Source organism: Paraburkholderia acidicola, assembly GCF_002362315.1.
GTDB classification, from domain to species: Bacteria; Pseudomonadota; Gammaproteobacteria; order Burkholderiales; family Burkholderiaceae; genus Paraburkholderia; species Paraburkholderia acidicola.
The window spans coordinates 305,299-329,041 of record NZ_MTZV01000001.1 but is presented as its reverse complement, the minus strand read 5'-3'; the positions used below and the strand labels follow the sequence as shown (position 1 = coordinate 329,041).

General features: G+C 62.8%; 25 protein-coding genes. 19 read left to right on the top strand and 6 right to left on the bottom strand.

The genetic code is table 11. From position 1 onward, the window contains the following. The first annotated feature begins 189 nt into the window (after window positions 1-189). Entirely contained in the window at window positions 190-1,035 is an 846-nt protein-coding gene (locus BWP39_RS32215; RefSeq protein ID WP_235851361.1) for a TauD/TfdA dioxygenase family protein, read from the top strand. Window positions 1,036-1,062: 27 nt separating this feature from the next. Here BWP39_RS32215 and BWP39_RS01105 read toward each other — a convergent pair whose 3' ends face one another. Beyond that, entirely contained in the window at window positions 1,063-1,284 is a 222-nt protein-coding gene (locus tag BWP39_RS01105) for a hypothetical protein (RefSeq protein WP_091013382.1), read from the bottom strand. A 214-nt stretch (window positions 1,285-1,498) separates the two neighbouring features. Here BWP39_RS01105 and BWP39_RS01100 point away from each other — a divergent pair, with 214 nt between their 5' ends. The 4 genes from BWP39_RS01100 (at window position 1,499) to BWP39_RS01085 (ending at window position 4,510) form a co-directional block, all read left to right on the top strand. Beyond that, entirely contained in the window at window positions 1,499-2,026 is a 528-nt protein-coding gene (locus BWP39_RS01100) for a GAF domain-containing protein (protein WP_096716539.1), read from the top strand. A gap of 162 nt (window positions 2,027-2,188) precedes the next feature. Then, window positions 2,189-3,001, top strand: coding sequence for an ABC transporter substrate-binding protein (locus tag BWP39_RS01095; protein ID WP_096716538.1), 813 nt, complete (start codon window positions 2,189-2,191; stop codon window positions 2,999-3,001). Between the two features lie 13 nt (window positions 3,002-3,014). Then, on the top strand, window positions 3,015-3,749 hold the full coding sequence (locus BWP39_RS01090) for an amino acid ABC transporter permease (RefSeq protein WP_096716537.1): 735 nt from the start codon (window positions 3,015-3,017) through the stop codon (window positions 3,747-3,749). A gap of 2 nt (window positions 3,750-3,751) precedes the next feature. Next, on the top strand, window positions 3,752-4,510 hold the full coding sequence (locus BWP39_RS01085; protein WP_096716536.1) for an amino acid ABC transporter permease: 759 nt from the start codon (window positions 3,752-3,754) through the stop codon (window positions 4,508-4,510). A gap of 236 nt (window positions 4,511-4,746) precedes the next feature. On the opposite strand, the gene BWP39_RS01080 is transcribed toward BWP39_RS01085, so the two are convergent. Next, on the bottom strand, window positions 4,747-5,691 hold the full coding sequence (locus tag BWP39_RS01080) for a glycosyltransferase family 2 protein (protein WP_096716535.1): 945 nt from the start codon (window positions 5,689-5,691) through the stop codon (window positions 4,747-4,749). 284 nt (window positions 5,692-5,975) lie between these two features. Here BWP39_RS01080 and BWP39_RS01075 point away from each other — a divergent pair, with 284 nt between their 5' ends. Beyond that, window positions 5,976-7,955 carry a gamma-glutamyltransferase family protein gene (locus BWP39_RS01075; RefSeq protein ID WP_096716534.1) on the top strand — a complete coding sequence of 660 codons (1,980 nt, stop codon included), beginning with the start codon at window positions 5,976-5,978 and terminating at the stop codon, window positions 7,953-7,955. Between the two features lie 99 nt (window positions 7,956-8,054). Here BWP39_RS01075 and BWP39_RS01070 read toward each other — a convergent pair whose 3' ends face one another. Next, window positions 8,055-8,843 (bottom strand): SDR family NAD(P)-dependent oxidoreductase, encoded by a 789-nt coding sequence (locus BWP39_RS01070; RefSeq protein ID WP_096716533.1) that lies wholly within the window; start codon window positions 8,841-8,843, stop codon window positions 8,055-8,057. Between the two features lie 143 nt (window positions 8,844-8,986). Between BWP39_RS01070 and BWP39_RS01065 the strand changes: the two genes are divergently transcribed. The 5 genes from BWP39_RS01065 to BWP39_RS01045 all read left to right on the top strand — a co-directional run bounded on the left by BWP39_RS01065 (window position 8,987) and on the right by BWP39_RS01045 (window position 12,667). Beyond that, entirely contained in the window at window positions 8,987-9,586 is a 600-nt protein-coding gene (locus BWP39_RS01065) for a TetR/AcrR family transcriptional regulator (RefSeq protein WP_096716532.1), read from the top strand. 79 nt (window positions 9,587-9,665) lie between these two features. Beyond that, window positions 9,666-10,406 carry an anti-sigma factor family protein gene (locus BWP39_RS01060; protein ID WP_133116809.1) on the top strand — a complete coding sequence of 247 codons (741 nt, stop codon included), beginning with the start codon at window positions 9,666-9,668 and terminating at the stop codon, window positions 10,404-10,406. A gap of 144 nt (window positions 10,407-10,550) precedes the next feature. Next, window positions 10,551-11,066, top strand: a complete 516-nt coding sequence (locus BWP39_RS01055) for an RNA polymerase sigma factor (protein WP_096716530.1) — start codon at window positions 10,551-10,553, stop codon at window positions 11,064-11,066. Further along, entirely contained in the window at window positions 11,063-11,926 is an 864-nt protein-coding gene (locus BWP39_RS01050) for an anti-sigma factor family protein (protein WP_096716529.1), read from the top strand. The genes BWP39_RS01055 and BWP39_RS01050 overlap by 4 nt, the downstream gene beginning before the upstream one ends. A 93-nt stretch (window positions 11,927-12,019) precedes the next feature. Then, window positions 12,020-12,667: a glutathione S-transferase family protein gene (locus BWP39_RS01045; protein WP_096716528.1), complete on the top strand. Its 648-nt coding sequence runs from the start codon at window positions 12,020-12,022 to the stop codon at window positions 12,665-12,667. A 30-nt stretch (window positions 12,668-12,697) separates the two neighbouring features. On the opposite strand, the gene BWP39_RS01040 is transcribed toward BWP39_RS01045, so the two are convergent. Then, window positions 12,698-13,243 carry a nucleoside deaminase gene (locus BWP39_RS01040; protein ID WP_235851348.1) on the bottom strand — a complete coding sequence of 182 codons (546 nt, stop codon included), beginning with the start codon at window positions 13,241-13,243 and terminating at the stop codon, window positions 12,698-12,700. A 22-nt stretch (window positions 13,244-13,265) separates the two neighbouring features. After that, entirely contained in the window at window positions 13,266-14,396 is a 1,131-nt protein-coding gene (locus BWP39_RS01035) for a BMP family ABC transporter substrate-binding protein (protein WP_096716527.1), read from the bottom strand. Between the two features lie 191 nt (window positions 14,397-14,587). Here BWP39_RS01035 and BWP39_RS01030 point away from each other — a divergent pair, with 191 nt between their 5' ends. The 3 genes from BWP39_RS01030 (at window position 14,588) to BWP39_RS01020 (ending at window position 17,226) form a co-directional block, all read left to right on the top strand. Further along, entirely contained in the window at window positions 14,588-15,043 is a 456-nt protein-coding gene (locus BWP39_RS01030; protein WP_096716526.1) for an MEKHLA domain-containing protein, read from the top strand. A gap of 202 nt (window positions 15,044-15,245) precedes the next feature. After that, window positions 15,246-15,980, top strand: coding sequence for a response regulator (locus BWP39_RS01025; RefSeq protein WP_096716525.1), 735 nt, complete (start codon window positions 15,246-15,248; stop codon window positions 15,978-15,980). Continuing rightward, window positions 15,964-17,226, top strand: coding sequence for an ATP-binding protein (locus tag BWP39_RS01020; RefSeq protein WP_096716524.1), 1,263 nt, complete (start codon window positions 15,964-15,966; stop codon window positions 17,224-17,226). The genes BWP39_RS01025 and BWP39_RS01020 overlap by 17 nt, the downstream gene beginning before the upstream one ends. Here the strand turns inward: BWP39_RS01020 and BWP39_RS01015 are convergent. Beyond that, window positions 17,189-18,445, bottom strand: a complete 1,257-nt coding sequence (locus BWP39_RS01015; RefSeq protein WP_407944769.1) for an MFS transporter — start codon at window positions 18,443-18,445, stop codon at window positions 17,189-17,191. The genes BWP39_RS01020 and BWP39_RS01015 overlap by 38 nt on opposite strands. A 125-nt stretch (window positions 18,446-18,570) precedes the next feature. Between BWP39_RS01015 and BWP39_RS01010 the strand changes: the two genes are divergently transcribed. The 5 genes from BWP39_RS01010 to BWP39_RS00990 all read left to right on the top strand — a co-directional run bounded on the left by BWP39_RS01010 (window position 18,571) and on the right by BWP39_RS00990 (window position 23,677). Further along, complete coding sequence (locus BWP39_RS01010) at window positions 18,571-19,443, top strand: LysR family transcriptional regulator (RefSeq protein WP_096716522.1); 873 nt, start codon at window positions 18,571-18,573, stop codon at window positions 19,441-19,443. Between the two features lie 136 nt (window positions 19,444-19,579). Beyond that, window positions 19,580-20,770 carry a CaiB/BaiF CoA transferase family protein gene (locus BWP39_RS01005; protein ID WP_096716719.1) on the top strand — a complete coding sequence of 397 codons (1,191 nt, stop codon included), beginning with the start codon at window positions 19,580-19,582 and terminating at the stop codon, window positions 20,768-20,770. Between the two features lie 15 nt (window positions 20,771-20,785). After that, window positions 20,786-21,760 (top strand): hydroxymethylglutaryl-CoA lyase, encoded by a 975-nt coding sequence (locus BWP39_RS01000; RefSeq protein ID WP_096716521.1) that lies wholly within the window; start codon window positions 20,786-20,788, stop codon window positions 21,758-21,760. Window position 21,761: 1 nt separating this feature from the next. Continuing rightward, window positions 21,762-22,148, top strand: coding sequence for a VOC family protein (locus tag BWP39_RS00995; RefSeq protein WP_096716520.1), 387 nt, complete (start codon window positions 21,762-21,764; stop codon window positions 22,146-22,148). A gap of 77 nt (window positions 22,149-22,225) precedes the next feature. Beyond that, window positions 22,226-23,677: an MFS transporter gene (locus tag BWP39_RS00990; protein WP_207556518.1), complete on the top strand. Its 1,452-nt coding sequence runs from the start codon at window positions 22,226-22,228 to the stop codon at window positions 23,675-23,677. Window positions 23,678-23,743: the final 66 nt, after the last annotated feature.

Here is a 23,743-nt window from a genome sequence, read left to right as displayed (position 1 = left end):
ACTTGCCGCAAAGCGGTACTGCGCATTGTGTACTTCAATGAGCCACGCGCGAGATGTCGGCTCGAGCTGGACACGACATCAAGCTGGCCCACACCGACCCGACCGGACATTCCCGTGACGACCGCTCCTTCCTTTGCTACGACCACCGGCCCATCGGCCGCAGCCCTTCATACCAACGAACCGTCGCCGATCGAGATCCGTGCCTTCGACGGCCCGCTCGGTGCCGAAGTGTTGGGACTCGATCTGAACCAGCCGCTCAGCGCCGCCGATTTCACGCGCATCCATCGCGCGCATCTCGATCACCACGTGCTGGTGTTTCGCGATCAGCGCATCACGCCCGATCAGCAGATCGCGTTCAGCCGACGCTTCGGCCCGCTGCAGATCCACGTGCTGCATCAATTCCAGTTGTCGGGGCATCCCGAAGTACTGGTGGTGTCGAACGTCGTCGAGAACGGCAAGCCGATCGGACTCGGCGACGCTGGTTACTTCTGGCATTCGGACCTGTCGTACAAGGAGAAGCCGAGTCTCGGTTCGCTGCTGCATGCGCAGGAACTGCCGGCAGAGGGCGGCGATACGCTGTTCGCCAACATGCATCTGGCGTGGGACACGTTGCCCGCGCATCTGCGCAGCGCCGTGGAAGGTCGACGCGCCGAACACACCTATCTCGCGAAGTACGCAGAATTGCAGCAACGCAGCCCGTGGCGGCCGAACCTGTCCGCGGAACAGGTCGCGCAGGTGAAGCCGGTGGTGCACCCTGTCGTGCGCACGCATCCGGAAACGGGCCGCAAGGCGCTCTTCGTCAGCGAGCATTTCACGACGCGCATCGTCGATCTGCCGGAAGACGAAAGCGCTGCACTGCTCGCCGAGTTGTTCACGCACAGCGTGCTTGAAGCGCATCTGTACCGGCACGTGTGGGCCGAGCACGACATGGTCTTCTGGGACAACCGCTCGCTGATGCACCTCGCCGCGGGCACGCCCGATCATCTGCGTCGCAAGATGTATCGCACGACGATCGAAGGCGACGAGCCGTTCTGAGTGTGTGGTGCTGCGGCGATCGCCGCGTCACGCGACGACGATGTCCGTCGCGAGTTCGTGCAGCAGATCGCGCAGCGCTTCCGCCTGCGGCATGCGCGCGTTGCTGCGCAGATGGATGCGCAGCGCGTGGCCTTCCAGACCATCGACGGGGCGCAGGAGCCACAGTTCGACAGCGAGCCCGAGGCCCTCGGGTTGATTGTCGACCACGGGTTCAACGACACGTGGTGTGAAACAGGCACTCTCGGACATGGCGATATTCCTCGCGATGCGGCGCTGGATCGCAGCACCGGATGAGCGCCATCGTAGCGGCCGGGGAACGCGCGGCCAAACGAGAAATCCATGTATGCAAATGAAAGGTGTGCTTGGAGCCGTCGACGGAACTGTTCTATGACGCTCGCACCGATGCGTTTGCGCTCAACACGTTATCCTTCCCTCTCTACCTGTCACCTCGGTCGTCTCCATCATGTTCGCGCTCCAGACCCCAGCATCATCGCAGTCCAAACCCGATCACTACGCCGAACTCGTCGCGCAAACGCGCTCGCTGCTCGCCGACGAGCATGATCTGATCGCCAACGCCGCGAATTTTTCATCGCTGGTGTTTCATTCGCTGGCCGATGTGAACTGGGCCGGTTTCTATTTCCACGACGGCCGCGAGCTGGTGGTCGGTCCGTTCCAGGGCAAACCGGCCTGCGTGCGGATCGCACTCGGCCGTGGCGTGTGCGGCACCGCCGCGCAAAGCCGCACGACGCAACTGGTGCGCGATGTGCACGCGTTCCCTGGCCACATCGCGTGTGATGCTGCGTCAGAATCGGAAATCGTGGTGCCGCTCGTCGCAGCGGACGGCACGCTCGTCGGTGTGTGGGATGTCGATAGTCCGGTGCTGAACCGTTTCGACGAAGACGACGCGCGCGGCATGGAAGCGCTGTGCGCGGTGTTCATGGAACTCGCGTGGCCGCATGCCGAAACGCGCCGTTCGCACGCAGGCGCATGAACCCGCGCTTTAGCAGAAAACACGCTTTTTACAGGACCAATGCTTGGTTCTGCGCTCGACAGGCGGCTGTTATCGTAGCGACCCGTGCATCGTCACAAGCGGTGCACACGGGTCTGCCAATCGATAACCGATAACGTCTCTCGAACAAGAAGGTCCATAAAAATGAAATTCAAAACTCTCGCTACATGCCTGATGGGGTTGATGGTCGCGGTGTCGGGCGTTGCACACGCCGACCGGCTCGACGACATCAAGAAAGCCGGCGTACTGCGCGTCGCAACGTTCGACAGCAACCCGCCATTCGGCTTCGTTGATCCGGCAAGCAACCATATCGTCGGTCTCGATGTCGACTACGCGAAAGCGATCGCCGACAAGCTCGGCGTGAAGCTCGAGCTGCAACCGACCAATCCGGCCAACCGCATTCCATTCCTCGCGTCGAAGAAAGTCGACCTCGTGCTTGCAAACTTCACGATCACCGACGAACGCGCGAAGCAGGTCGATTTCAGCATTCCGTACTTCTCGTCGGGCCAGCAGTTTCTCGCGAAGAAAGGCGTGCTGAAATCCGCCGACCAGATCAACGGTCTTCGCGTCGGCGCCGATAAAGGCACAACCAACGAGATCACGCTGCGCGAGAAATTCCCGCAGGCAACCATCGTCGCCTATGACGACACGCCGTTCGCATTCGCCGCGCTGCGCGCGGGCAACGTCCAGGCGATCACACAGGATGGTCCGAAGCTGGTCGGTCTGCTCGCCAACGTGCCGGACAAGCAGAACTACGAGATCCCTGCGTTCACGTTCTCGAACGACTACATGGGCGTCGGCATTCCGAAGGGCGAGACGCGCCTGACCGCGTTCGTCAACGATACGCTGAAGGGCCTCGAAGCCGACGGCTCGGCGGCGAAGATCTACAACCGCTGGTTCGGTCCGCAAACGAAGACGCCGCTCGCGCGCATCTTCAAGATCGGCGACAAGACCTGAGCACGATCCGACGATGCAGGTCTCGCTCGCTCCGAAGTATCTGATGTGGTTGTGGCAGGGCTTCGGCGTGACCGTTGGGCTCGCGTTGTGCGCAGCCGTCACCGCGACGGCTGCGGGCTTCATGCTGGCGCTGGTACGTCAGTCGCCGTACGGCGCGGTACGTCGTGCGGTGGGTGCCTACGTGCTGGCGTTTCGCAATACGCCGCTGCTCGTGCAGTTGCTGTTCTGGTATTTCGGTGTGGCAACGTTGTTGCCCGATGCAGTCATGCAATGGCTCAACGCGCCGCACGTCGTACACCTTGCGGCGTTTTCGTTGCGCTGGCCGTCGTTTGAATTCGTCGCGGGTTGGGTCGGGCTGAGCTGCTATACCGCTGCGTTTATCGCACAGGAATTCCAGGCGGGCCTGCGCGGTGTTCGCGAGGCGCAGCATCTGGCCGCGGCGGCGCTCGGCTTGTCGCCGTTGCAGGCGTTCCGCTATGTCGTGCTGCCGCAGGCCGTGCGCATCGCGTTGCCGCCGCTGTTCGGCCAGTACATGAACCTCATCAAAAATTCGTCGCTAACGATGGCGATCGGCCTCGCCGAACTATCGTATGCGTCGCGTCAGGTCGAAACCGAAACGTTCAAAACGTTTGCGGCGTTCGGCATTGCAACGATCCTCTACATTGCCGCCGTCGCGACCATTGAATCGGTCTCGCACGTTGTCGCCCACGCGCGCGACCGCTCGCTGCGTTCGTTCGGAAGGCGTTGAACATGCAATGGTCGCTGTTCGCCACGAATCTGCCGTACCTGCTGGTCGGGGCGTTTCCTGACGGGCCGCTCGGCGGCGCTGCGTTGACGCTCGTACTGGCTGCAACGTCTGCGTTCGCATCAGCGCTGCTTGGTCTCGCAGGTGGCATCGCGCTGGCATTGACGGGGCGCGTGCTGCGCATTCCGCTGCTCGCGGTGATCGGTTTCTTCCGCGCGATCCCCGTGCTGATGCTGATCTTCTGGACTTACTTTCTTTTACCGGTCGTGTTTCATGTCGACGTGCCGGGGCTTGCCGCTGTGGTGTGCGCGCTGTCGCTGATCGGCGGGGCGTACCTGGCGCACTCGGTGCATGCGGGGATTCTCGCGGTTGGCGATGGGCAGTGGCAGGCGGCGCTGTCGCTCGGCTTTACGCGTGTCGAGGCGCTGCGCTACGTGCTGCTGCCGCAGGCTATCCGCATCATGGCGCCTTCGTTCGTGAACCAGTGGGTGTCGCTCGTGAAGGATACGTCGCTGGCCTATATCGTCGGCGTGGGCGAACTGTCGTTCGTCGCGACGCAGATCAGCAACCGGCTGATGGTGTACCCGGCGCAGATTTTCCTGTTCGTCGGTTTGATCTATCTGGTGATGTGCACGGCGCTCGATCGACTTGCGATGTACTGGCTCACACGGCCGGCACGCGTAGCGGCATCTGGCGTACACACCGCTGGGCGCGACATACTGGCCGGACGTGGCGCGGATGCACGCGACGGGACACCGGGGTAGCCGTCCGCGCACGCCTGTGAAAATCCCAAGGTAGCACGACGATCGCCGGGGACCCACGACCCGAGCGTAGCGCCACCGGCGTGCTCAACGACACGCTGGGATAGCGTCCCGGTGCATTACTCACTCAAGCCGACGCAACCGGTTAACCGGCACCTGCCGAGTCAGTCCCCAGCCAGCACACTGGCGAATGCGCCCGGCACAACGTCGCCGGGCGCCGCCCAGGTCTCCCCACGTTTTTAAGGTTTTGCCGCGACAGTCGCACGCGCGAGCATCGCAAGGTGATAGTAGAAGCGCGCGCTCAAGCCATAGCGATAGGCGTAGAGATGAGTGAGCGCGACGCGCAATCCGCGCCACGGCGCGGCATTCTTCGCATAGACCGACACGACGATCGGTACGATCCGCCGTAACGCGGTTTTGCGAGCCGGCTCAAGTGCGGCGGGCAATGTCAGTGTGTCGAGGAACGCGTACGCGCTGACGGAGGCCGAGGTGGTCGAACCACGCGTAGTCGTCGACACCGATACCGCGGTTATGCGGTAGTACGACACGTACTCGGGCACGTAGTAAACCTGCCGCGCGGCGAGGCACAACTCCACGCCGAACGCATAGTCGCAGCACATGCCGTACTGCTCGCTGTAGCCGATTCGCTTCACGAGATCTGCGTTGGCGAGCCAGCCATTGTTCGGAAACATCTGGATCAGCCCGGTTTTGCCGGCGAGCGGCTGGATACCGGCTGCTTCTTTCACACGATGGAAATCGGCGTTCAGCTTGTCACTGACGGCGCTGTCGACGGTTCCGTCCACCGCAACTTCGTACTGGTTGCCGAACGCGACTTCAAGAAGCGGATGGGTCTGCCACGGTGCGAGCAGACGCTCGACGCCGTCTTCGGCAAGGTAATCGTCGTCGTGGATCAGCAGGATCTTGTCACCGGTGGCCCGCGCAAACAGACTCGCGACGTTGCGCGCCTGGCCGAGTGAGGGCGTGTTGCGCAGATAACGGATGCGCGCATCGTGCGCATAGCGGCTCGCAATCAGCGCTTCGGTGCGATCGTCTTTCGAGTCGTCGCCGATGACGACCTCGATATTCGCGTGCGTCTGTGCCAGGCACGAATCGATGCACTGCGTAATCAATTCCGGCCGGTTGTACGTCGGCACGCAAATGGAAACCTTCAGCTGGGTCGTCATGGCTTCGCCTCGATCCTTGGGGGAGCGTAATGGGTCCGTCCTGCGAACCGCTTCTGTCACCCGTAGCAAGGTAGACGAAAAAAACGGAAAAATAATTCGCCATTAATCGATGGAGGGGCTGCGGATTGCCGGTGCGGCGCGGCACATGTCGAATTTTCCGATTGCAAACAAAAAACTTTCGCTGGACCATCCAATCCTTCCCGGTTTGTAATATTTCGCAAGCGACGTGAGCGTCACGCGGTGTTCATGCAGAACCCATCCATCTCAATCAACGAACCAAAGAAATGAACCACAAGACAATCCGGCCGTACCTGTCGGCGGTGTTGGCGGCGACGCTGCTGACCTCGTGCGGAGGAGACATTGGAAGCAGCGCAGGCCCCGCGCCTGTAAAAGACGTCAGTTGCCTCGCGGTCGACAACAGCGGCTCAGCCGTCGTGGTCGGCTCGAACCAGCCGGGCGACCCATCGCTGCCGGAAGCGGCGTCCGGCTACCGGACCGGTCTCAAGGCCGTTTACGCGAAGACCTACATGGTGGTGACATCGAATGCGTATGCGAGTGCGGCGGGCTGCAAGGTACTGAAGCAGGGCGGCACCGCTGCCGATGCGGCCGTCGCGGTCCAGGCCGTGCTTGGGCTGACCGTGCCCGAGGCGACCGGTCTTGGCTCCGGCGGCGTGCTGCTCTATTACGACGCAGCCAAAAAGACCGTACAGGCCTACGACGGACGCGAAACCGCGCCCGCCGCTGCGACCGAGAACTACCTGCGCTATGTCGACGACGCTGCCGATCACTCGGTACCGGTGCCGAGCGCGCGCGCGAGCGGCCGCTCGATCGGCACGATCGGCGTGCCCCGTCTGATCGAGACGTTGCAGCAGGACCACGGCAAGCTGCAATGGAAAGATCTGTTCGGCGATGCGATTACGCTCGCGACGAACGGCTTCCCGATAGGCGGGCGCCTCGCGAGCGCGATTGCATCGAATGCGGCGAGCCTGAAGCGCGATCCCGACGCGGCTGCGTACTTCCTCAATGCCGATGGATCGCCGAAGGTGCTCGGCACCGTGCTCAAGAATCCTGCCTATGCGCACACGCTGTCGCTCATGGCGCAGAACGGTTCGAACGCGCTGTACACCGGACCGATCGCGCAGGACATCGTCGCGAAGATCGCGGTGGCGCGCGGTGCGGACGGCTCGACGATCACGCCGGGCAAGACCACCGTTGCGGATCTTGCCGCCTATCAGGCGAAGCGGCGCGAACCGGTCTGCACGACCTATCGGACTTACTGGGTATGCGGCATGCCGCCGCCGTCGTCGGGCGGGATCGCGGTTGCGTCCGCGCTCGGCATTCTCGAGAACTTCGATCTCAAGTCGCTGAAGCCCACGTCGATCGATCTCGAAGGCGGCAAGCCGACCGTCGCGGGCGTGCACCTCGTCACCGAAGCGGAGCGGCTCGCGTACGCCGATCGTGACATGTACGTCGCGGACACCGACTTCGTACCGCTGCCCGGCGGCACCTGGGACACGCTGCTCAACAAACCGTACCTGCGCACGCGCGCCGCGCTGATCAATCCCGCCCGCAGCATGGGGACCGCGCAGCCCGGCAATTTCGGCGCGGTGCCGCTCGGTGTCGATCGCACGCTGATCGAGCACGGGACGAACCAGTTCACGATCGTCGATGGTGAAGGCAACGTGCTGACCGCGACGACGACCGTCGAATCGAGCATGGGGTCGTTCCACATGACCAACGGCTTCCTGCTGAACAACCAGCTAACCGACTTCTCTGCGAACCCGAACGACAGCAACGGCAATCCGGTCGCCAACCGGCTGCAGCCGGGCAAGCGTCCGCGCAGTTCGATGGCGCCTACGCTCGTATTCAAACAGGCTGCCGATGGTTCGAAGGGTGACTTCGTGATGGCGACCGGGTCGCCGGGCGGCGGCACGATTCCGCAGTACGTGTTGAAGACGCTGGTCGGAACGCTGGACTGGGGGCTCGATGCGCAGCAGTCGGCGGGACTCGTCGACTTCGGCGCGAGCAACAGTCCGACGACGACGGTAGGGGGCGAACATCCGGACATCAATGCCACCGACAACGGCGCGCACGATCCGCTGATCGCCGGACTGATAGCGCTTGGTCATCAGGTGTCGACGTCCGCGCAGGCGAGCGGCGTCAACACCGTGCTGGTGATCACGAGCGGCTCGGGGACCCTGCTCCAGGGCGGTACCGATCCGCGTCGCGAAGGCATCGTGCTCGGCGATACGGTCACACGCTGAGTTGTCGAAGCACGTCGTTGCCTCGCCGCCGGCTCGTTACGTAGCTACGCGACGGCGAGGTGACACGATGTTGCTTGCGGCAAAAACGCCGCAGTCACTTTACCGTTGATACCGCTGCGCGGCATGCGTCTGCGCGAAGTTCGGCACCATCGCCACGCGCGCGGCAGCCAGCGCTTCCCACTGTTTGACGTCGGGCAGCGACGGGATCGTCACGGCTTCGCGGCGATCGAAGCCGACGAGCGCCGCATCGACGAGTTCGCCCACATCCATCACACCCTGCAGCGCGTCGACATCGCGGCCCGAACGTTCCCAGATCTCAGTGCGCGTCGCGGCCGGCAGCACGGCTTGCACATACAGTCCGCGTCCACCCAGCTCCTGCTGCAGCGTCTGCGAATACATCAGCACGTAGGCCTTGGTCGCACCGTACATGCCGAGCGGAAACTCGGGAGCGAGCGCCACCACCGACGCGATATTCACAATCGAACCTTCTCCACGCGCGATGAACCGCGGAATCACCGCGGCAGCGAGCCGCGTGACGGCCGTGACGTTGAGCTGGATCAGACGATCCTGCGCTTCGACGTCGCCGCCCTCGAATCCGCCCGGTGCCGCAGCGCCGGCGTTGTTGACGAGTAGCCCGATGTTGCTGTCGTCGCGCAGGCGTGCCTCGACTTTTTCCCGCTCGGCGGGTTTCGTGAGATCGGCGGCGATGATGTCGATGCCTACGCCGGTTTCCTTGCGCAAACGGGCCGCGAGGGCTTCCATGCGTGCGCCGTCTCGTGCAACCAGCACGAGGTCGTATCCGCGGTGGGCCAGACGGTCGGCATAAACGGCGCCGATGCCGGCAGAAGCGCCTGTGACGAGCGCGGTGGTTTTGGTCTGTTGAGTCATGATCGATTCCAGTTAAGGGCGTTAGCTAAGGGGGTGTATCGAGGGCCCAGTACGGCGGCCCATGCTTAATCATTACGAACATCAGCATTACAATCATGATGATCGTAATGTATAATGTCAAGCATCAAATGAAGGGGTAGGCGATGAAAATCAGTCGGGAGCAGGTGGCGGAGAACCGCCAGCGCATACTCGAAGCGGCCGCGCGTATGTTTCGTGAGCGCGGCTTCGAGGACGTGACGGTGGCCGAAGTCATGAGTGCCGCGGGCCTTACGCACGGGGCGTTCTACGGGCATTTCACGTCGAAGGACGACCTGATTGCCCAGGCGTTGGCGCATGTGCTGACGCCGCCGGCAGACGGATCGGCACCTAGACTCCCCGAAGACCTGACGGAATTTGCCGCGCTCTATCTGAGTGCCGCCCATCGCGATGCCCCGGGCGGTGCCTGTCTGTTCTCGACGTTGGGATCTGAAGCGGTGCGCGCGTCCGGCGAAGCACGCCACACACTGACGCTCAGCGTTCAGAGCCAGATCGGGAAGTTCAGCGAGAGCGCGCCGGGAGAGACCGCCGACGAGCGTCGGCAGGCCGCCACCGGCGCGTGGGCCGCGATGATCGGCGCGGTGATGCTGGCGCGGATCGTCGACGATCCGGCGTTATCCGACCAGTTGCTGGCGGACACGAAGGCGTGGCTCGATGCGCGCAACACACCAGCTGCCCCTACAACCCCGGTCTGCGGCCCATCCTGACTTATCGTCCAGCCGCTGGAATAAACCCGTCGCAACCGTGTTCGCCCTGTCATGGCAGTTTCCCGATGCACACATGGACATGCGAACCACTCCCTTCACCGACCCTGACGTGCTGTCGGAAGCCGATGTCCAGGCTTTCGTCGACGGCAGTCTTTCTCCCGAGCGTAACGAACAGGTGCAGCGCTATCTGCGCACGCGCCCAGACGAAGCGCGCCGCGTGGGGTTCTACGAGCGGTTGAACCGGGAGATGCAGCAATCGTTCGAGCACATCGATGGCGATGTGGCGCAGCCGCCGTTCGCCACGCTCGCCAGGTTCTCGCTGATCGTTGCTGGCTGCACCGGCTGGCTGCGTCAGCACCTACGCGCAATCGTTGCGGCACTGCTGCTGGCGGTGTGCGCGGCCGGCGGCTGGGTGTGGGCGACGCGGGTACCCGCCACGGTGCTCGACGCGGGTGCGCTGATGGTGCTGGAACACGTGCTGCAACCGGCCAGTGTGCCAGCCGCTGCGGCTGCGCCCCTGCTGCATACCACTGCGCCGGACCTGTCGAGCCTCGGCTGGCAGCCTGTCGAGCGCAGCACGGCGCAGGTCGGACCATTTGCACGTGCCAATGGTTTTATCTACCGGAATTCAGCCGGCGACTTTGCCGTATTGCTGTCGGTGCGGGACTGGACTGCGCCGGCCCAGCCGCAATGGCAGGCACGACGGGTCGGTGAAGTGCGTCTGCTGGGCTGGACAACGGCGCATACGCGGTTCGTGCTGGCCGGGCGCGCGCAGATGCGCGGCCTGATGCGCGCGGCGGATCTGATGACGATGCGCTGATATCGGCAAAAGCAAAAAAAGCGAAAAAAGCGCGCAGCGGGAATAAACCGGATGGCGTAGTGTTCACAGGCTATCCCGACACGCCTGGACTCCTGATCATCGGCGTTCCTGCGGTTAGTCGGACTCACTGAAAAGGGAAGGGCGATGAACGTCCGTGACGGACTGATGGATCACGTGCCGCGTCTGCGACGGTATGCGCGCGCGTTGATCAACAATCGCGAACTGGCCGACGATCTCGTCCAGGACACGCTCGAACGCGCACTGCGCAACGCCGCGCAGTTCCAGCAGGGCACGGATCTGCGCGCATGGCTCTTCACGATCATGCACAACGTATTCGTCAATCAGATACGCAAGGCAAGCTCGCGTGCCGTGCATCTGTCGGTCGACGACGACGTGCCCGAAGGCGAGTTCGCGGTGGCCGGCAACCAGGCGCAGTCGCTGGAAGTTCGCGATCTCGACTACGCGCTGCAGCGTCTGCCCGACGAACAACGCGAAGTCGTGCTGCTGGTGGGACTCGAAGAGATGAGCTACGCGGATGTCGCGCTCGCGCTCGGTGTGCCGATCGGCACCGTGATGTCGCGGCTCTCGCGCGGCCGCGAGCGGCTACGGACCCTGATGGCGGGCGCACAGCCCGGCGTGAAACTGAAGGTGGTGCGATGAACGAACAATCAAACCCGATCAGCGACGAAGAACTGCACGCGTATGTCGACGGATCGCTGGCGGCGCATCGTCGCGAGCAGATCGACACGCTGCTCGAGAGCAACGACGAACTCGCCGCGCGCATCAGCGACTACTTCGCCTTGAACAACATGTTCCATGAGCGCTACGACCGCGTGCTCGCGGAGCCGGTGCCTGTGCGTCTGCAGATGCCGGAAAAGAAACGCTCGCGCATTGCCGCGAACTGGCCGCAGTTCGCGGGGATGGCAGCAGCGCTGGTGCTCGGTATCGGCATCGGGATTGGCACCGATATGGGCCGCCAGATGCAGGTGGCGGGACGCTCGGCGGGAGCGAACGAGCACCTGGTCAGTGCCGTGGGTGGAGAAGGCGAATCGTTCGCGCGGCAGTCTGCGATTGCCCACGTGATGTATGCACCTGAAGTGCTGCGTCCCGTCGAAGTCGGCGTCGACCGCGAACAGGAACTCGTGACGTGGGTATCGAGCCGGCTTGGCACCGATGTGCGTCCACCGATCCTCACGCGTACGGGTTTCGAACTGATGGGCGGGCGGATGCTGCCCGGCAACGATGGTCCGGTCGCGCAGTTCATGTATCACAACACGCGCGGCGAACGCATCACGCTGTGCATTTCACACCGCAAGACGAGTAGCGACGTGACGGAGTTCAAGCTGTACCAGGACGGACCGGTGAACGTGTTCTACTGGATCGACGGTGATTTTGGGTATGCGGTGTCGGGTGCCATCGATCGCAAGGAACTGCGCGAACTCTCGCACGATGTGTATGAGCAACTCACTGCAAGAGGGACGGTGCCGGCTGCGGGAGTTGCGTCGGCGACGCAGGAGTGAAACGGGTGAGCGCGGCTTTGCATCAGCTAACCATCTGGGAGAGAATGACGGCCACCTCGACGTTAAACAAGATCGAATTCAAGGAGCCGCCCCGTGAGCTACACACTCTACTATTCGCCGAGTGGCGCAAGCATGGCGGTCCATTGGATGTTGATCGAAATGGACGTTGCGTTCGAGGCCCGGCTTACCGATATCGATACCGGCGCTCAGCGGAGCGCCGAATATCTGCGGCTGAATCCGGCGGGCCGGGTTCCTACACTGATCGTCGATGGTGTTCCGCGGCATGAGTCGGCCGCACTGTTGATGTTGCTGGCCGAGCGCCATCCTGGCAAAGACCTGGCACCCGCACCTGGATCATCGGATCGCCCGGAGTGGATGGAACTGATGATCTACCTCGCGAATACGGTTCTTCCCGCCATGCGCGACTGGTTTTACGCGGACGAGGATGGAGAACCTGCCGGTGCCGAAGCGGTCAGGGCGCTTGCGCGTCGACGGATTGAAGGGGCATGGGAACGCTTAGACGGACATCTGGCTGATCGTCGCGCTTACCTGGTGGGCGGGAAACTCAGCACGGTCGATTTCCTCGCCGTGATGCTAATGCGCTGGTCCCGTAACATGCCTACCCCAGCAACCACCTGGCCGCACCTTGCGCCCTACATCACGCGGATGCGTGCTTTGCCGTCGTTTGTCGAGGTCAATGCAAGAGAAGGCCTGGTTGACTGGCTGAATCCCGAAAGCTGAATCCTGACGCGGCACATCGCTTCAACAGCATCACCTCCGCGCCGCCCAGAACGCCCGCTGTACCCGCATCACCTCATCCTCGATTTCCACAACCGGGCCGATCAGTTCGATCGCCTTCTGCCCATGCTCGAACACGTAGCGCGACGACACACTCATGGTCGGGTTCTCGTGATGATCGCCGGTCGCTTCGAGCAATCGCTCTTCGGTCATGCCGAATACCACGCGACCGATGTTCGCCCAGTACGCGGTACCAGCACACATGCAGCAGGGCTCGACGGTCGTGTACAGCGTGCAGCCCCACAGATACTGCGGCGTAAAGTTCATCGCCGCGACCCGCGCCAGCACCGATTCCGCGTGGTTAACCGTGTCGACGTTGCCCTGTTCCATCAGCACCGTTTCCTGATCCGGCCCGACGAGTATCGCGCCGAACGGATGATGTCCGAGCAACGTGGCACGCTCCGCGACGACGCATGCGTGACGTAGATGGCGGATCAGTTGCGCGTGGGTCGGCGTGAGGCCCTGAGGCGGCCACGCAGATGGCCCGCCTGCTGGTGGTTCCGATGCAACGGTAATCACATGCGCTCTCCGGTGGGATGCATCACTTCGGCAGGGTCCCGTCCACACCCTCGACAAACCAGTTCAGCCGCAGCAGATCGGCATCGCTCAACGACTTGCCGGCCGCGACCTTGATCGCACCCGACTGATCCTTGATTGGCCCCGCAAATGGATCGAACCGGCCGGCCACGATGTCGTCGCGTTTCTGGTTGACCGCCTTCTGCGCGATGGCCGAAACCGCGCTCGTATTGATGTCGGCGAGATCGATGGCCTTTTCCTTCAAGCCCCACCAGGTCGGCGCGTTGGTCCAGGTACCGGCCTGCACCTGTTCGACCAGATGCGAGTAGTAGACGCCCCAGTTGCTCACACAGGCACCGAGTTGCGCGTTCGGGCCGAACTTCTTCATGTTGGAATCCCAGCCGAACGCGTGCACCTTCTTCTGCTCGGCGGTCTGCATCGTCGCCGTCGAATCGGTGTTCTGGATCAGCACGTCCGCGCCTCCGCCGATCAGCGTTTCCGCGGCCTGTTTCTCGCGGCCCGGATCGAACCACGTATTGATCCAGAGCACTTTCACCTTCGCGTTCGGGTTGACCGAGCGCGCGCCCATCGTGAACGCATTGATGTTGCGGACCACCTCCGGTACCGGAACCGAGCCGACGAAGCCGAGCGTGTTGGTCTTCGTTGTATAACCGCCGACAACGCCCGCGAGATACGCGCTCTGGTAGGTGCGCACGTCATAGGTGGCGAAATTCGCGGCCTTCTTGTAGCCGGTCGCGTGTTCGAACACGATGTCCGGGTAGTCCTTCGCGACCTTCAGTTCGAAGTCCTGGAAGCCGAAGCTCGAACCGACGATGATCTTGTTGCCCTTCGCGGCAAGGTCGCGAAAGACCCGCTCCGAATCCGCGGATTCCGGTACGTCTTCGACACGCGTGACCTTGATCTTGCTGCCGAACTTCGCCTCGATGGCCTTGACGCCTTGTTCGTGCGCGTAGGTCCAGCCCGCGTCGCCGGGATTGCCGAGATACACGAAGGCGATGCCGAGCGGTTCGCTGGCCGCGGCGGCTGCACTGCACGTGGTGGCGGTGCCGAGTAGCGCGACGCTGGCCAGGCTGACGAGGAGGGTGGCCGCGATGCGTAGCGGATGACGGAAGACGCGAGCCGTCTGGTCTTTCATGAAATCTCCGGGGCGTGAACAGGCTGCGATGGATGAACAAGATGAACAAGTGGTCAACAGGCATGGTCGCGAGCCAATTTTCGCGGAAACATTTCGATTTGTTATCGCCTGCATAACAGAGTCGTTATAAAGCATCGCGGATGATCTGCGGATAACATGACAATCCCGATGACAAACCTGGCTCCCTGACGATGGCGCTTCCTCTCGATGCTGACTTTTGTGCGCTGCTAGCCGATAGCTACCTCGACCGGGTCGGCACACCATTGCTCGATCCCGCTCTCGCACGTGCCGACGCGGCACGCTGGCTTTACGAAGACGCGCCGTTTTGCGTGGTCGCGCACAACACGGACGCCGATCCGCGGTTCGTCTATGCGAACTGCGCCGCGCAACGTTGCTTCGAATACGACTGGGCGGAGATGACCAGGCTGCATTCGCGGCTCTCCGCCGAGCAACCGAACCGTGAGGAACGCGAGCGCCTGCTCGAATCGGTGCGCACGCGCGGTTTCATCAGCGACTATCGCGGCTTGCGCATCGCGAAGTCGGGGCGGCGCTTCTGGATCGAGAACGCGACGGTCTGGAATCTCCTCAATCGCGACGGCGTGTACCGTGGTCAGGCTGCCACTTTCCGCGACTGGCGGGACGTCTGAAGCGGGGCAACGCCGGCCTGGCAGGACCGGAACGAAGCGCGCCGCGCCCTGTAATCGACGTTAATATTCGCTAAGAACCGGCAACCTGCCCGTAGGGGCAGATTGCTATAGTCGACTCTTCATTGACCCCGTCCATCGGCCAGACCGGCAATTCATCGCGGCACAGCCCACTGGACACACCGCTCGCTCCTTCATCACGATCATGTCCGACACGCCTGTCCAGGTCCTGCTCGTCGACGACGACACCGAGTTGCGCGACCTGTTGAGAACCTTTTTCCAGCAACGCGGCATCGAATTCTCGGTCCTGCACGATGGCGCGCATCTGCAGCGCCGGCTCGAACGCGAGCGTCCGTCGATCATCGTGCTCGACCTGATGATGCCGAATGTCGACGGGCTCACTGCGCTCAAGCAGCTGCGTGCCGGCGGCGATACGATCCCGGTGATCATGCTGACCGCGCGCGCGGAAGGCATCGATCGCGTAGTTGGCCTCGAACTCGGCGCGGACGACTATCTCGGCAAGCCGTTCATGCCGCAGGAACTGCTCGCGCGGATTCACGCGGTGCTACGGCGCCAAAGGCGCGAGCCCGAACCGCGCTCACCCGGGAGCAACGACCCGGTTCGCTTCGGCCGTTTTCGCGTCGACTTCGGCGTGCGCACGCTCTTTCGCGACGGCAAGGCCATCAAGCTGACCGGCAGCGAATATGCGCTGCTGGAAGTGCTGGTGCGCCATCCGCGCGAGGCGCTCTCGCGTGCGAAGCTGCTCGACATGTTGCACGGGCCGTACGCGGAGCTGACCGAACGCGGGATCGATGTGCCGATCTGGCGGCTGCGCCGCCTGCTCGAAGACAACCCGTCGCAGCCGCGTCTGATCCAGACGCTGCGTGGCATCGGCTACATGTTTGTGCCCGTCGAAAGCATCAATGAAGAATCCCTTTAACACGCTGTTCGGCAGGCTTGCGTTGATGACGGTGAGCCTGATCGTGCTCGTCCACCTGACGTCGATGCTGATGATCGAGCGGGACCGCGCCTCGCTCGATGTCAGTCAGGTGAGCCGGGTGCTGTCGCTCGCGATGCTGGTGCGGACCAGGCACAACGAAGCGTCGTCGACCGTTTCCGGGATCCTCGATCTCAACTACGTCGATCCACACGACGCGATTGCGTACGGCTGTCCTGCACCGTGCACCGACACGCACGGCCCATACGAAAACAATCTGCGCAGGCACCTGCCGCCGGGTAGTCATGTCGTCGGTGCGGCTGACGACGGCACCGTGTGGGTCCGCTTTCCGTCGGGCGGCGACTGGATCGCGTTACACCACATCATGCTGCCGTTCGGCCGTTATCTCGGCGCATCGAGCTTGATGCTCGTGCTTGCCATCGCGATCGCCGTGCTCGGCGCGTGGTGGCTGCAGCGGCCGTTGCGCCAGCTCGCGCGTGCCGCGCGCGAGTTTCGCGTCGGCCATCGCGCACCGGTCGTGCAGACGAGCGGCCCGCGCGAAGTGCGGGAGTTGATCGGCGATTTCAACAACATGGTCCATGAACTCGAACAGAGCGAACAGGAACGCGCCGTGATGCTGGCCGGTCTCGCGCACGATCTACGTGCGCCAATTACACGCATGCAGGTGCGCGCGGATCTGCTGCCCGACGAGGCCAATCGCGCCGGATTCCTGCGCGATGCCGAATCGCTGTCGGGCATCGTGACGCAGTTTCTCGACTTCGCACGCGATACCGCCGATACGTCGCCGCGCACGGCCGTCGATACGCACTGCCGGCGGCACTACGGCGACAGCCTGGCCGACGAAGCACTGGTCACACTGAACCTGCAGGCAGGCGACGGTTTTAGCCTGCCGCTCGTCGATCTCGACCGCATCCTCGCGAACCTGATCGAGAACGCGCTGACCTATGGCGAAGCCCCGGTCGAACTGACGACGGCGGCCCATCACGGCGGCTACACGCTGACGATCCGTGATCACGGCGCGGGCATTCCCGCGGATCAGCTCGAACGAGCCTTGCGGCCGTTCGTGCGGCTCGATGCCGCGCGCGGCGGTAACGCGCATTGCGGGTTGGGTCTCGCGATCGTGCGGCGGCTCGCGCGTTACAACGGCGGTGCGTTTGCCGCGGGGAATGCGCCTGGCGGCGGCTTTGCCGTTACGCTGACTTTTGCGGAGCCGGCGCGCGGCGCGTGATTGACGCGGTGTGCATCGCTAGCACTACGCACATTGCAAGCAAGACGTAGGAGAACATGGCGACGCTCGTCCATCCGCCGTTTTGCCAGAACCAGCCTCCAAGCGAGCCAAGCACGCTCGATCCGGCGTAGTAGGCAAGCAGGTATAGCGACGACGCATGTCCCTTGGCCCCTTGCGCCAGCAAGCCAACCCAGCTGCTCGCGACCGAGTGCGTGATAAAGAAGCCAATCGTCAGAACGACGATACCGGCGACCACCAGGGGGAGCGCGTGAGAGAGCGTGAGCGTGACACCCGCTATCGCAACGGCGAGGCCGGCAAACAGGATCATGCCTCGACCGAAGCGGTCCGCGCATGCCCCGGCGGCGGACGAAGCAACGATCCCGAACACATATGAACAGAAAATCAGGCCAGTCTGGGTTGCGCTCAGGCTAAACGGCGGTGCCATGAGCCGAAAGCCCGCGTAGTTGTAGACCGCCACGAACACACCCATGACGAGGCATCCAATTCCAAACACCGCGCTGAGCCTGGTCTGGGACAGGTGCCCGCGCCACAGGGCGAGGTGATTGACCGACTGCGCGGCGCTGGACCTGAGAAGTTTGCGCGGCGCGGGCAGTAGCAAAACGAAAGCAATGGCGACCGCCAGGTCGAGTGCGCCTAGCGCCCACATGGTGGTGCGCCAGGGGAAGTGGTCCAGCATGATGCTCATGCCGACGCGTCCGACCATGCCACCGAAGGCCGTGCCACCCACATAGAGCCCCATCGAAAAACCGAGGCCACGCGGGTGAACTTCTTCGGCAAGGTAGGCCATCGCGATGGCGGGTACGCCGCCGAGGCCCAATCCCTCCAGTGCGCGGGCAATCAGAAAGCTATGCCAGTCCGGCGCCAGTGCGGCAGCCAGGTTTAGAACGGCCGCGATTGCCATCGAGGTGAACATCATCCCGCGCCGTCCGAATCGTTCGGAAAGCACGCTTGCGCACAGGATCGAGAATGCGAGGAATCCGGTGGACAACGACAGGGCGAGCGAGCTCTGGGCTGCGCCGATACCGAATTCGTGAGCAAAGACCGGGAGTAGGGGCTGCACGCAATAGAGCAACGAGAACGTCGCAAAACCGGCCAGAAACAGGGCTACGCTGATGCGCCGGTATGCGGTCGATCCGGGGATGACCCATGCCGCTTCGTCGGCAGCGTAGGGAGTGGGTTGGCATGGTGTTGCCGGCATGGTGTCCGTGTTCATCTGGAGCGCTCCTCTTGTGAGTTGCGAATATCGTGAACACGATTGTCCTGCCAGATAGTTATACTGTCCAATATATGGAACTGCATAACGCCATACATATTTAAACTATCATGGAACTCCGCCACCTTCGATATTTCGTGGCCGTCGCGGCTGAAGGTAATGTCACGCGTGCGGCTGAAAGTCTTGGGATCGGGCAACCGCCACTGAGCCAGCAGATCAAGTCGCTCGAACGGGAGCTCGGCGTCCAGTTGTTTCGTCGCACCGCGCACGGCGTTAACCTGACAGACGCAGGCAACGCTTTTCTCATCGAGGCAAAGCTTGTCCTCGCGGATGCAGAGCGCGCCATATACGTGGCGAGGCGTGCCGACCGCGGCGAAACGGGACGACTTCGTCTGGGCTTCACGGGCTCGGCGGCCTTCAATCCAGTTGTGCCCACCACGATCCATCGTTTCCAGCGCGCGTATCCGGAAGTCGAGTTGACGCTGGAGGAAGCGAACACACCGGTCCTGCTTCGGGGATTACTCGACGGCCAGCTTGACGCGGTGTTTCTGCGGCCGGGCGGCGAACAGCCAGAGGGCATCGGATTGCATCGCTTCCCGGACGAGCCGATGAAAATCGTATTGCCCTCGAGTCATCCGCTGGCCGCCGAGAAACGGTTACCGCTTGCTGCTCTCAGGAATGAGAATTTCGTGCTGGTACCCGGACCGGCCGGGATTGCCCTCTATGACGAAATTGTGCGGGCCTGCGGCAAAGTCGGTTTTAGTCCGAAGTTGACGCAGTCGGCGCCGCAGATTGCATCGGTGGTCAGTCTCGTCGCGGCCGGGTTAGGCGTATCGATCGTGCCGGCGGCAATTACGCAGGTTCGTATGAAAGGCGTGCGCTATCTGGACGTGCAGGGGAGCGCCCTGCGAGCCAGGCTGGCGCTCGCCTGGCGGCGGGAGGACGATTCCCCGGCATTGCGAAACCTGAAAGCGTTCGTGTAAGCGAGTTCGGCGGCAGACCGACCGCGTTCCTCGTGACTTTCCCGCCAGGAAAGGATGCTTGATGATCCATCGATTATCGCGTCCGCGGAAATCCTGCAACATGGCCGTCATAAAGTCGACAGACGGAGACACGGTGATGAAGCGGCCTTTGGAAGGAATTCGGGTACTCGAGATGGGGCAACTCATCGCCGGACCGTTCGCCGGGAAAATGCTGGCGGAGTTTGGCGCCGACGTGATCAAGATCGAGCCGCCTGGAACCGGCGACCCGCTGCGTAAATGGCGCCTGCTGCATGAAGGCACCTCTGTCTGGTGGGCCGTGCAGTCCCGCAACAAGAAATCCGTCACGCTCGATCTGCGTTCCACCGAAGGTCAGGACGTCGCGCGCCAGCTGATCGCGCAAAGCGATGTACTGATCGAGAATTTTCGGCCTGGCACACTTGAAGGCTGGAACCTCGGCTGGGACGAGCTGCAACAGATCAACCCCGGTCTCATCATGCTGCGCGTCTCCGGATACGGACAGTCCGGGCCCTATCGCGACCGGCCCGGCTTCGGCGTTGTCGCGGAAGCGATGGGGGGATTGCGGCATCTGACCGGCGAACCGGGCCGCACGCCTGTGCGCGTCGGCGTCTCGCTCGGCGACTCACTCTCGGCACTACACGGCGTGATCGGCATCCTGCTGGCGCTGCGGCATCGGGAACAACAGGACGGCCAGGGACAGGTGGTCGACGTTGCACTCTACGAGTCCGTCTTCAACATGATGGAGAGCCTGCTTCCCGAGTATTCGGCATTCGGTGTCGTTCGCGAGTCCGCCGGCAGCAGCCTGCCCGGCATCGCACCGACCAATGCGTATCAGTGCCGCGACGGCAAATACGCGCTGATCGCCGGTAACGGCGACAGCATCTTTCTCCGACTCATGGAGTTGATCGGCCGATCCGATCTCGGCGACGACCCGGCGCTCGCACAGAACGACGGCCGCGTGAAGCACGTGGAGCGCATCGACGCCGCGATCAGCGAATGGACGGCCCAGCGTTCGCTCGAAGACGTGCTGGCTGCGCTCACCGAGATGCGGATTCCCGCCGGCCGCATCTACGACGTCGCCGACATCGCGGCCGACCCGCACTACAAGGCGCGCGGAATGATCGTGGATGCCCAGCTCCCGGACGGGACACCGATCCAGGTACCCGGCATCGTGCCGAAGCTCAGTGCGACGCCAGGTGCGATCGTCCATGCCGCGCCGGCACTCGGCGACCACACCGACGAAGTGCTCGGTGATCTGGGCATCGATGCCGACACCCGCGCCGCATGGCGCGCGCGCAGCGTGATCTAGCAAGGAGCCCACGACATGTCGACAGCACACAAGAAACTCTACCTCCACGAAGTCGCCACCCGCGACGGCTTTCAGAACGAAGCGCGCTTCGTCGATACGGACGCGAAGATTGCACTGATCAATCGTTTGAGCCAGTGCGGTTTCGCCAAAATCGAAGTCACCTCGTTCACTTCGCCCAAAGCCATCCCGGCACTGCGCGACGCCGAAGCAGTCATGCAGCAGATCACGCGCGTGCCGGGCGTGATCTATACGGTGCTCGTGCCCAACCTGCGCGGTGCGGCGCGCGCGCTGTCGAGCGGTGTCGACGAGGTCAACCTGGTGATGTCGGTGAGCGAAAGCCACAACCGGACCAATCTGCGCATGACACGCGAGCAGTCTTTTGCCCAGCTTGCCGATGTCGTTGCGCTCGTGCGGCAGACAGAAGTTGCCATCAATGTGTCGTTGTCCACCGCAATGGGTTGCCCGATGGAAGGCGACGTGCCCGCTGCGGAAGTGCTCGGCTGGATGGGGCGCTTCGCCGATCTCGGCGTCCATGGCATCACGCTGTGCGATACGACAGGCATGGCTTTTCCGTCGCAGGTCGGCGAGCTGTGCCGCGAGGCGATCGCTGCTTTTCCACAGCTCGAACTGACGTTGCATTTCCACAATACCCGCGGCATGGCGCTCGCCAACACGCTCGCGGCGCTCGACGCAGGTATCGATCGATTCGATGCTTCGCTCGGCGGGCTCGGCGGTTGCCCCTACGCGCCCGGTGCGACCGGCAACGTCTGCACGGAAGAACTCGTGCATATGCTGGAACTCGATGGATACGACACCGGCGTCGATCTTGCTGCGCTACTCGACGCAGCGACGCTTCTACCGGATCTGATCGGTCATGACGTCCCGAGCCAGTTACTGAAGGCCGGTCGCCGTCTCGATCTTCACCCGATGCCCGCCACCGCAGGCGATGGCATTCCCGAACAACGCGCATTCGCGCAGCAAGGAGCATGAAATGGCTTTGATTGACCATCTTGATCACCTCGTTCTCACATGTGTGGACCCCGAGGCGACGAAAGACTTCTATACCCGCGTGTTGCAGATGGAACTGGAAACGTTTGGCGCTGGCCGGACGGCATTCCGCTTCGGCAACCAGAAGATCAATCTGCACGTACGCGGCGCGGAATTCGAGCCCAAGGCGCATGTGCCCGTACCTGGGGCGCTGGATCTCTGCTTTATCGCCACCGTTCCGCTCGATGATGTCATCGCCCATCTGAACCGGATGGAATGGCCCATCATCGAAGGTCCTGTCGCGCGCACGGGTGCGACGCAGAAAATCCGTTCGGTCTACGTGCGCGACCCTGATCTGAACCTGATTGAGATTTCCGAACTCTCGAAATAGCAGCACAGCCGCCGCTTTTGCACCGGGGCAAAGACCCCGGGCGGCACAGACGTACCCATACTTATCAAGGAGACATCATGGGCATCAATCCGCTCGACCTGCGCGGCGACGTGGCTACGAGCTTACCGCTCGCTGGCGACAGCAACGCGCACGGCTCCGTTCACCACAGCACCCATGGAGCGACGCTCGGCAGCGTGATGGACGACATGCCGGTCGGCGCATTACACCGGTTCGTCGTCTGGGTCGTCGGTATTGGTCTCTTCTTCGATATGTACGAGATATTTCTCGTCAGCTCGATCGGGTCTGCGCTGCAACACGAGTTCGGCATCAACCGGCAAAGCGCCGATTTCAAGCTGCTGCTGGCGTCGGCCTTTATCGGTATGTTCTTCGGTTCGCTGTGCCTCGGCAGCCTCGCCGATCGCATTGGTCGCCGCAAGGCATTCGTCTTCAGTCTCGTCTGGTACAGCGCCTTCTCGCTGATCGGCGCATTGTCGGTCGACGCCAGCATGCTCGTGATCAGCCGGCTTCTCACGGGTATCGGCGTGGGCGCGATCTACCCGATCGCGGACAGCTACCTGTCCGAAATCCTGCCGAAGGAGCGCAGAGGTCGGCTGGCCGCATGGGCTTACACCACGTCTTACGTCGCAGTGCCGCTGGTGGGTTTTCTCGCGGTCTGGCTCAATCCACTGCAGCTCGGCACCATCGCGGGATGGCGCATCATTCTCGCGATCGGCAGCCTCGGTGCGGTGTTCGTGCTGTTCGTCCAGCACCGGTTGCCGGAAAGCCCGCGCTGGCTGCTCGCGCGCGGCCGCGTCGACGAAGCCCACGCGGAGTTGCGTCGTTTCGCTGACAGCGCCGGTATGCGCCTGCCCACCATCGTTGCCGAAGTGTCGGCCAGGCCGCGCTCGATGGGCATCGGCGAACGCATCGCCGAACTGCGACAGGCGCCCTACGGCAAGCGGTACCTGATGCTCGCCATCTTCCATCTGTTTCAGGCCTTCGGTTATTACGGCTTCGGCACGCTGGCCAGCACCGTGGTGAAAAGCAGAGGCTTCGACGTGACCGGTGGGACGCTATTTATGGCCCTGTCGTTTCTCGGCTATCCGGTCGGCTCGCTACTGTCGATACCGCTGCTCAACTGGATCGAACGCCGCACACTCGTCATCACGGCCATCTTGGCGATCGCTGTGTTTGGTCTCGGCTTCGCGTATTCCGGCAACACGGTTCTGATCGTCACATTCGGGGTGTTGACCACCTGCGCATCGAACGTGTTCAGCAACGCGTACCACGTCTACCAGGCTGAGATTTTTCCTGCGCGTGTGCGTTCGACGGCGATCGGCAGCACGTATGCGCTGTCGCGCATCGTGAGCGGCGCGTTGCCATTCCTTCTGTTGCCGGTGTTGAATCAGTACGGTGCCGGCGCCATGTTTGGCGTCATCTCGGTTGCACTCGCGATCGTGGCATGCGTGGTTCGCGTGTTGGGCCCGCTGACCACGCGACGCAGCCAGGACGAAATCAACCCCGTGTGAAGGCCGCAGGCAAAGAAGATCAGGAGCCGCGCGCGGCATGGGAGGATCGCCGTCCGCACGGACTAA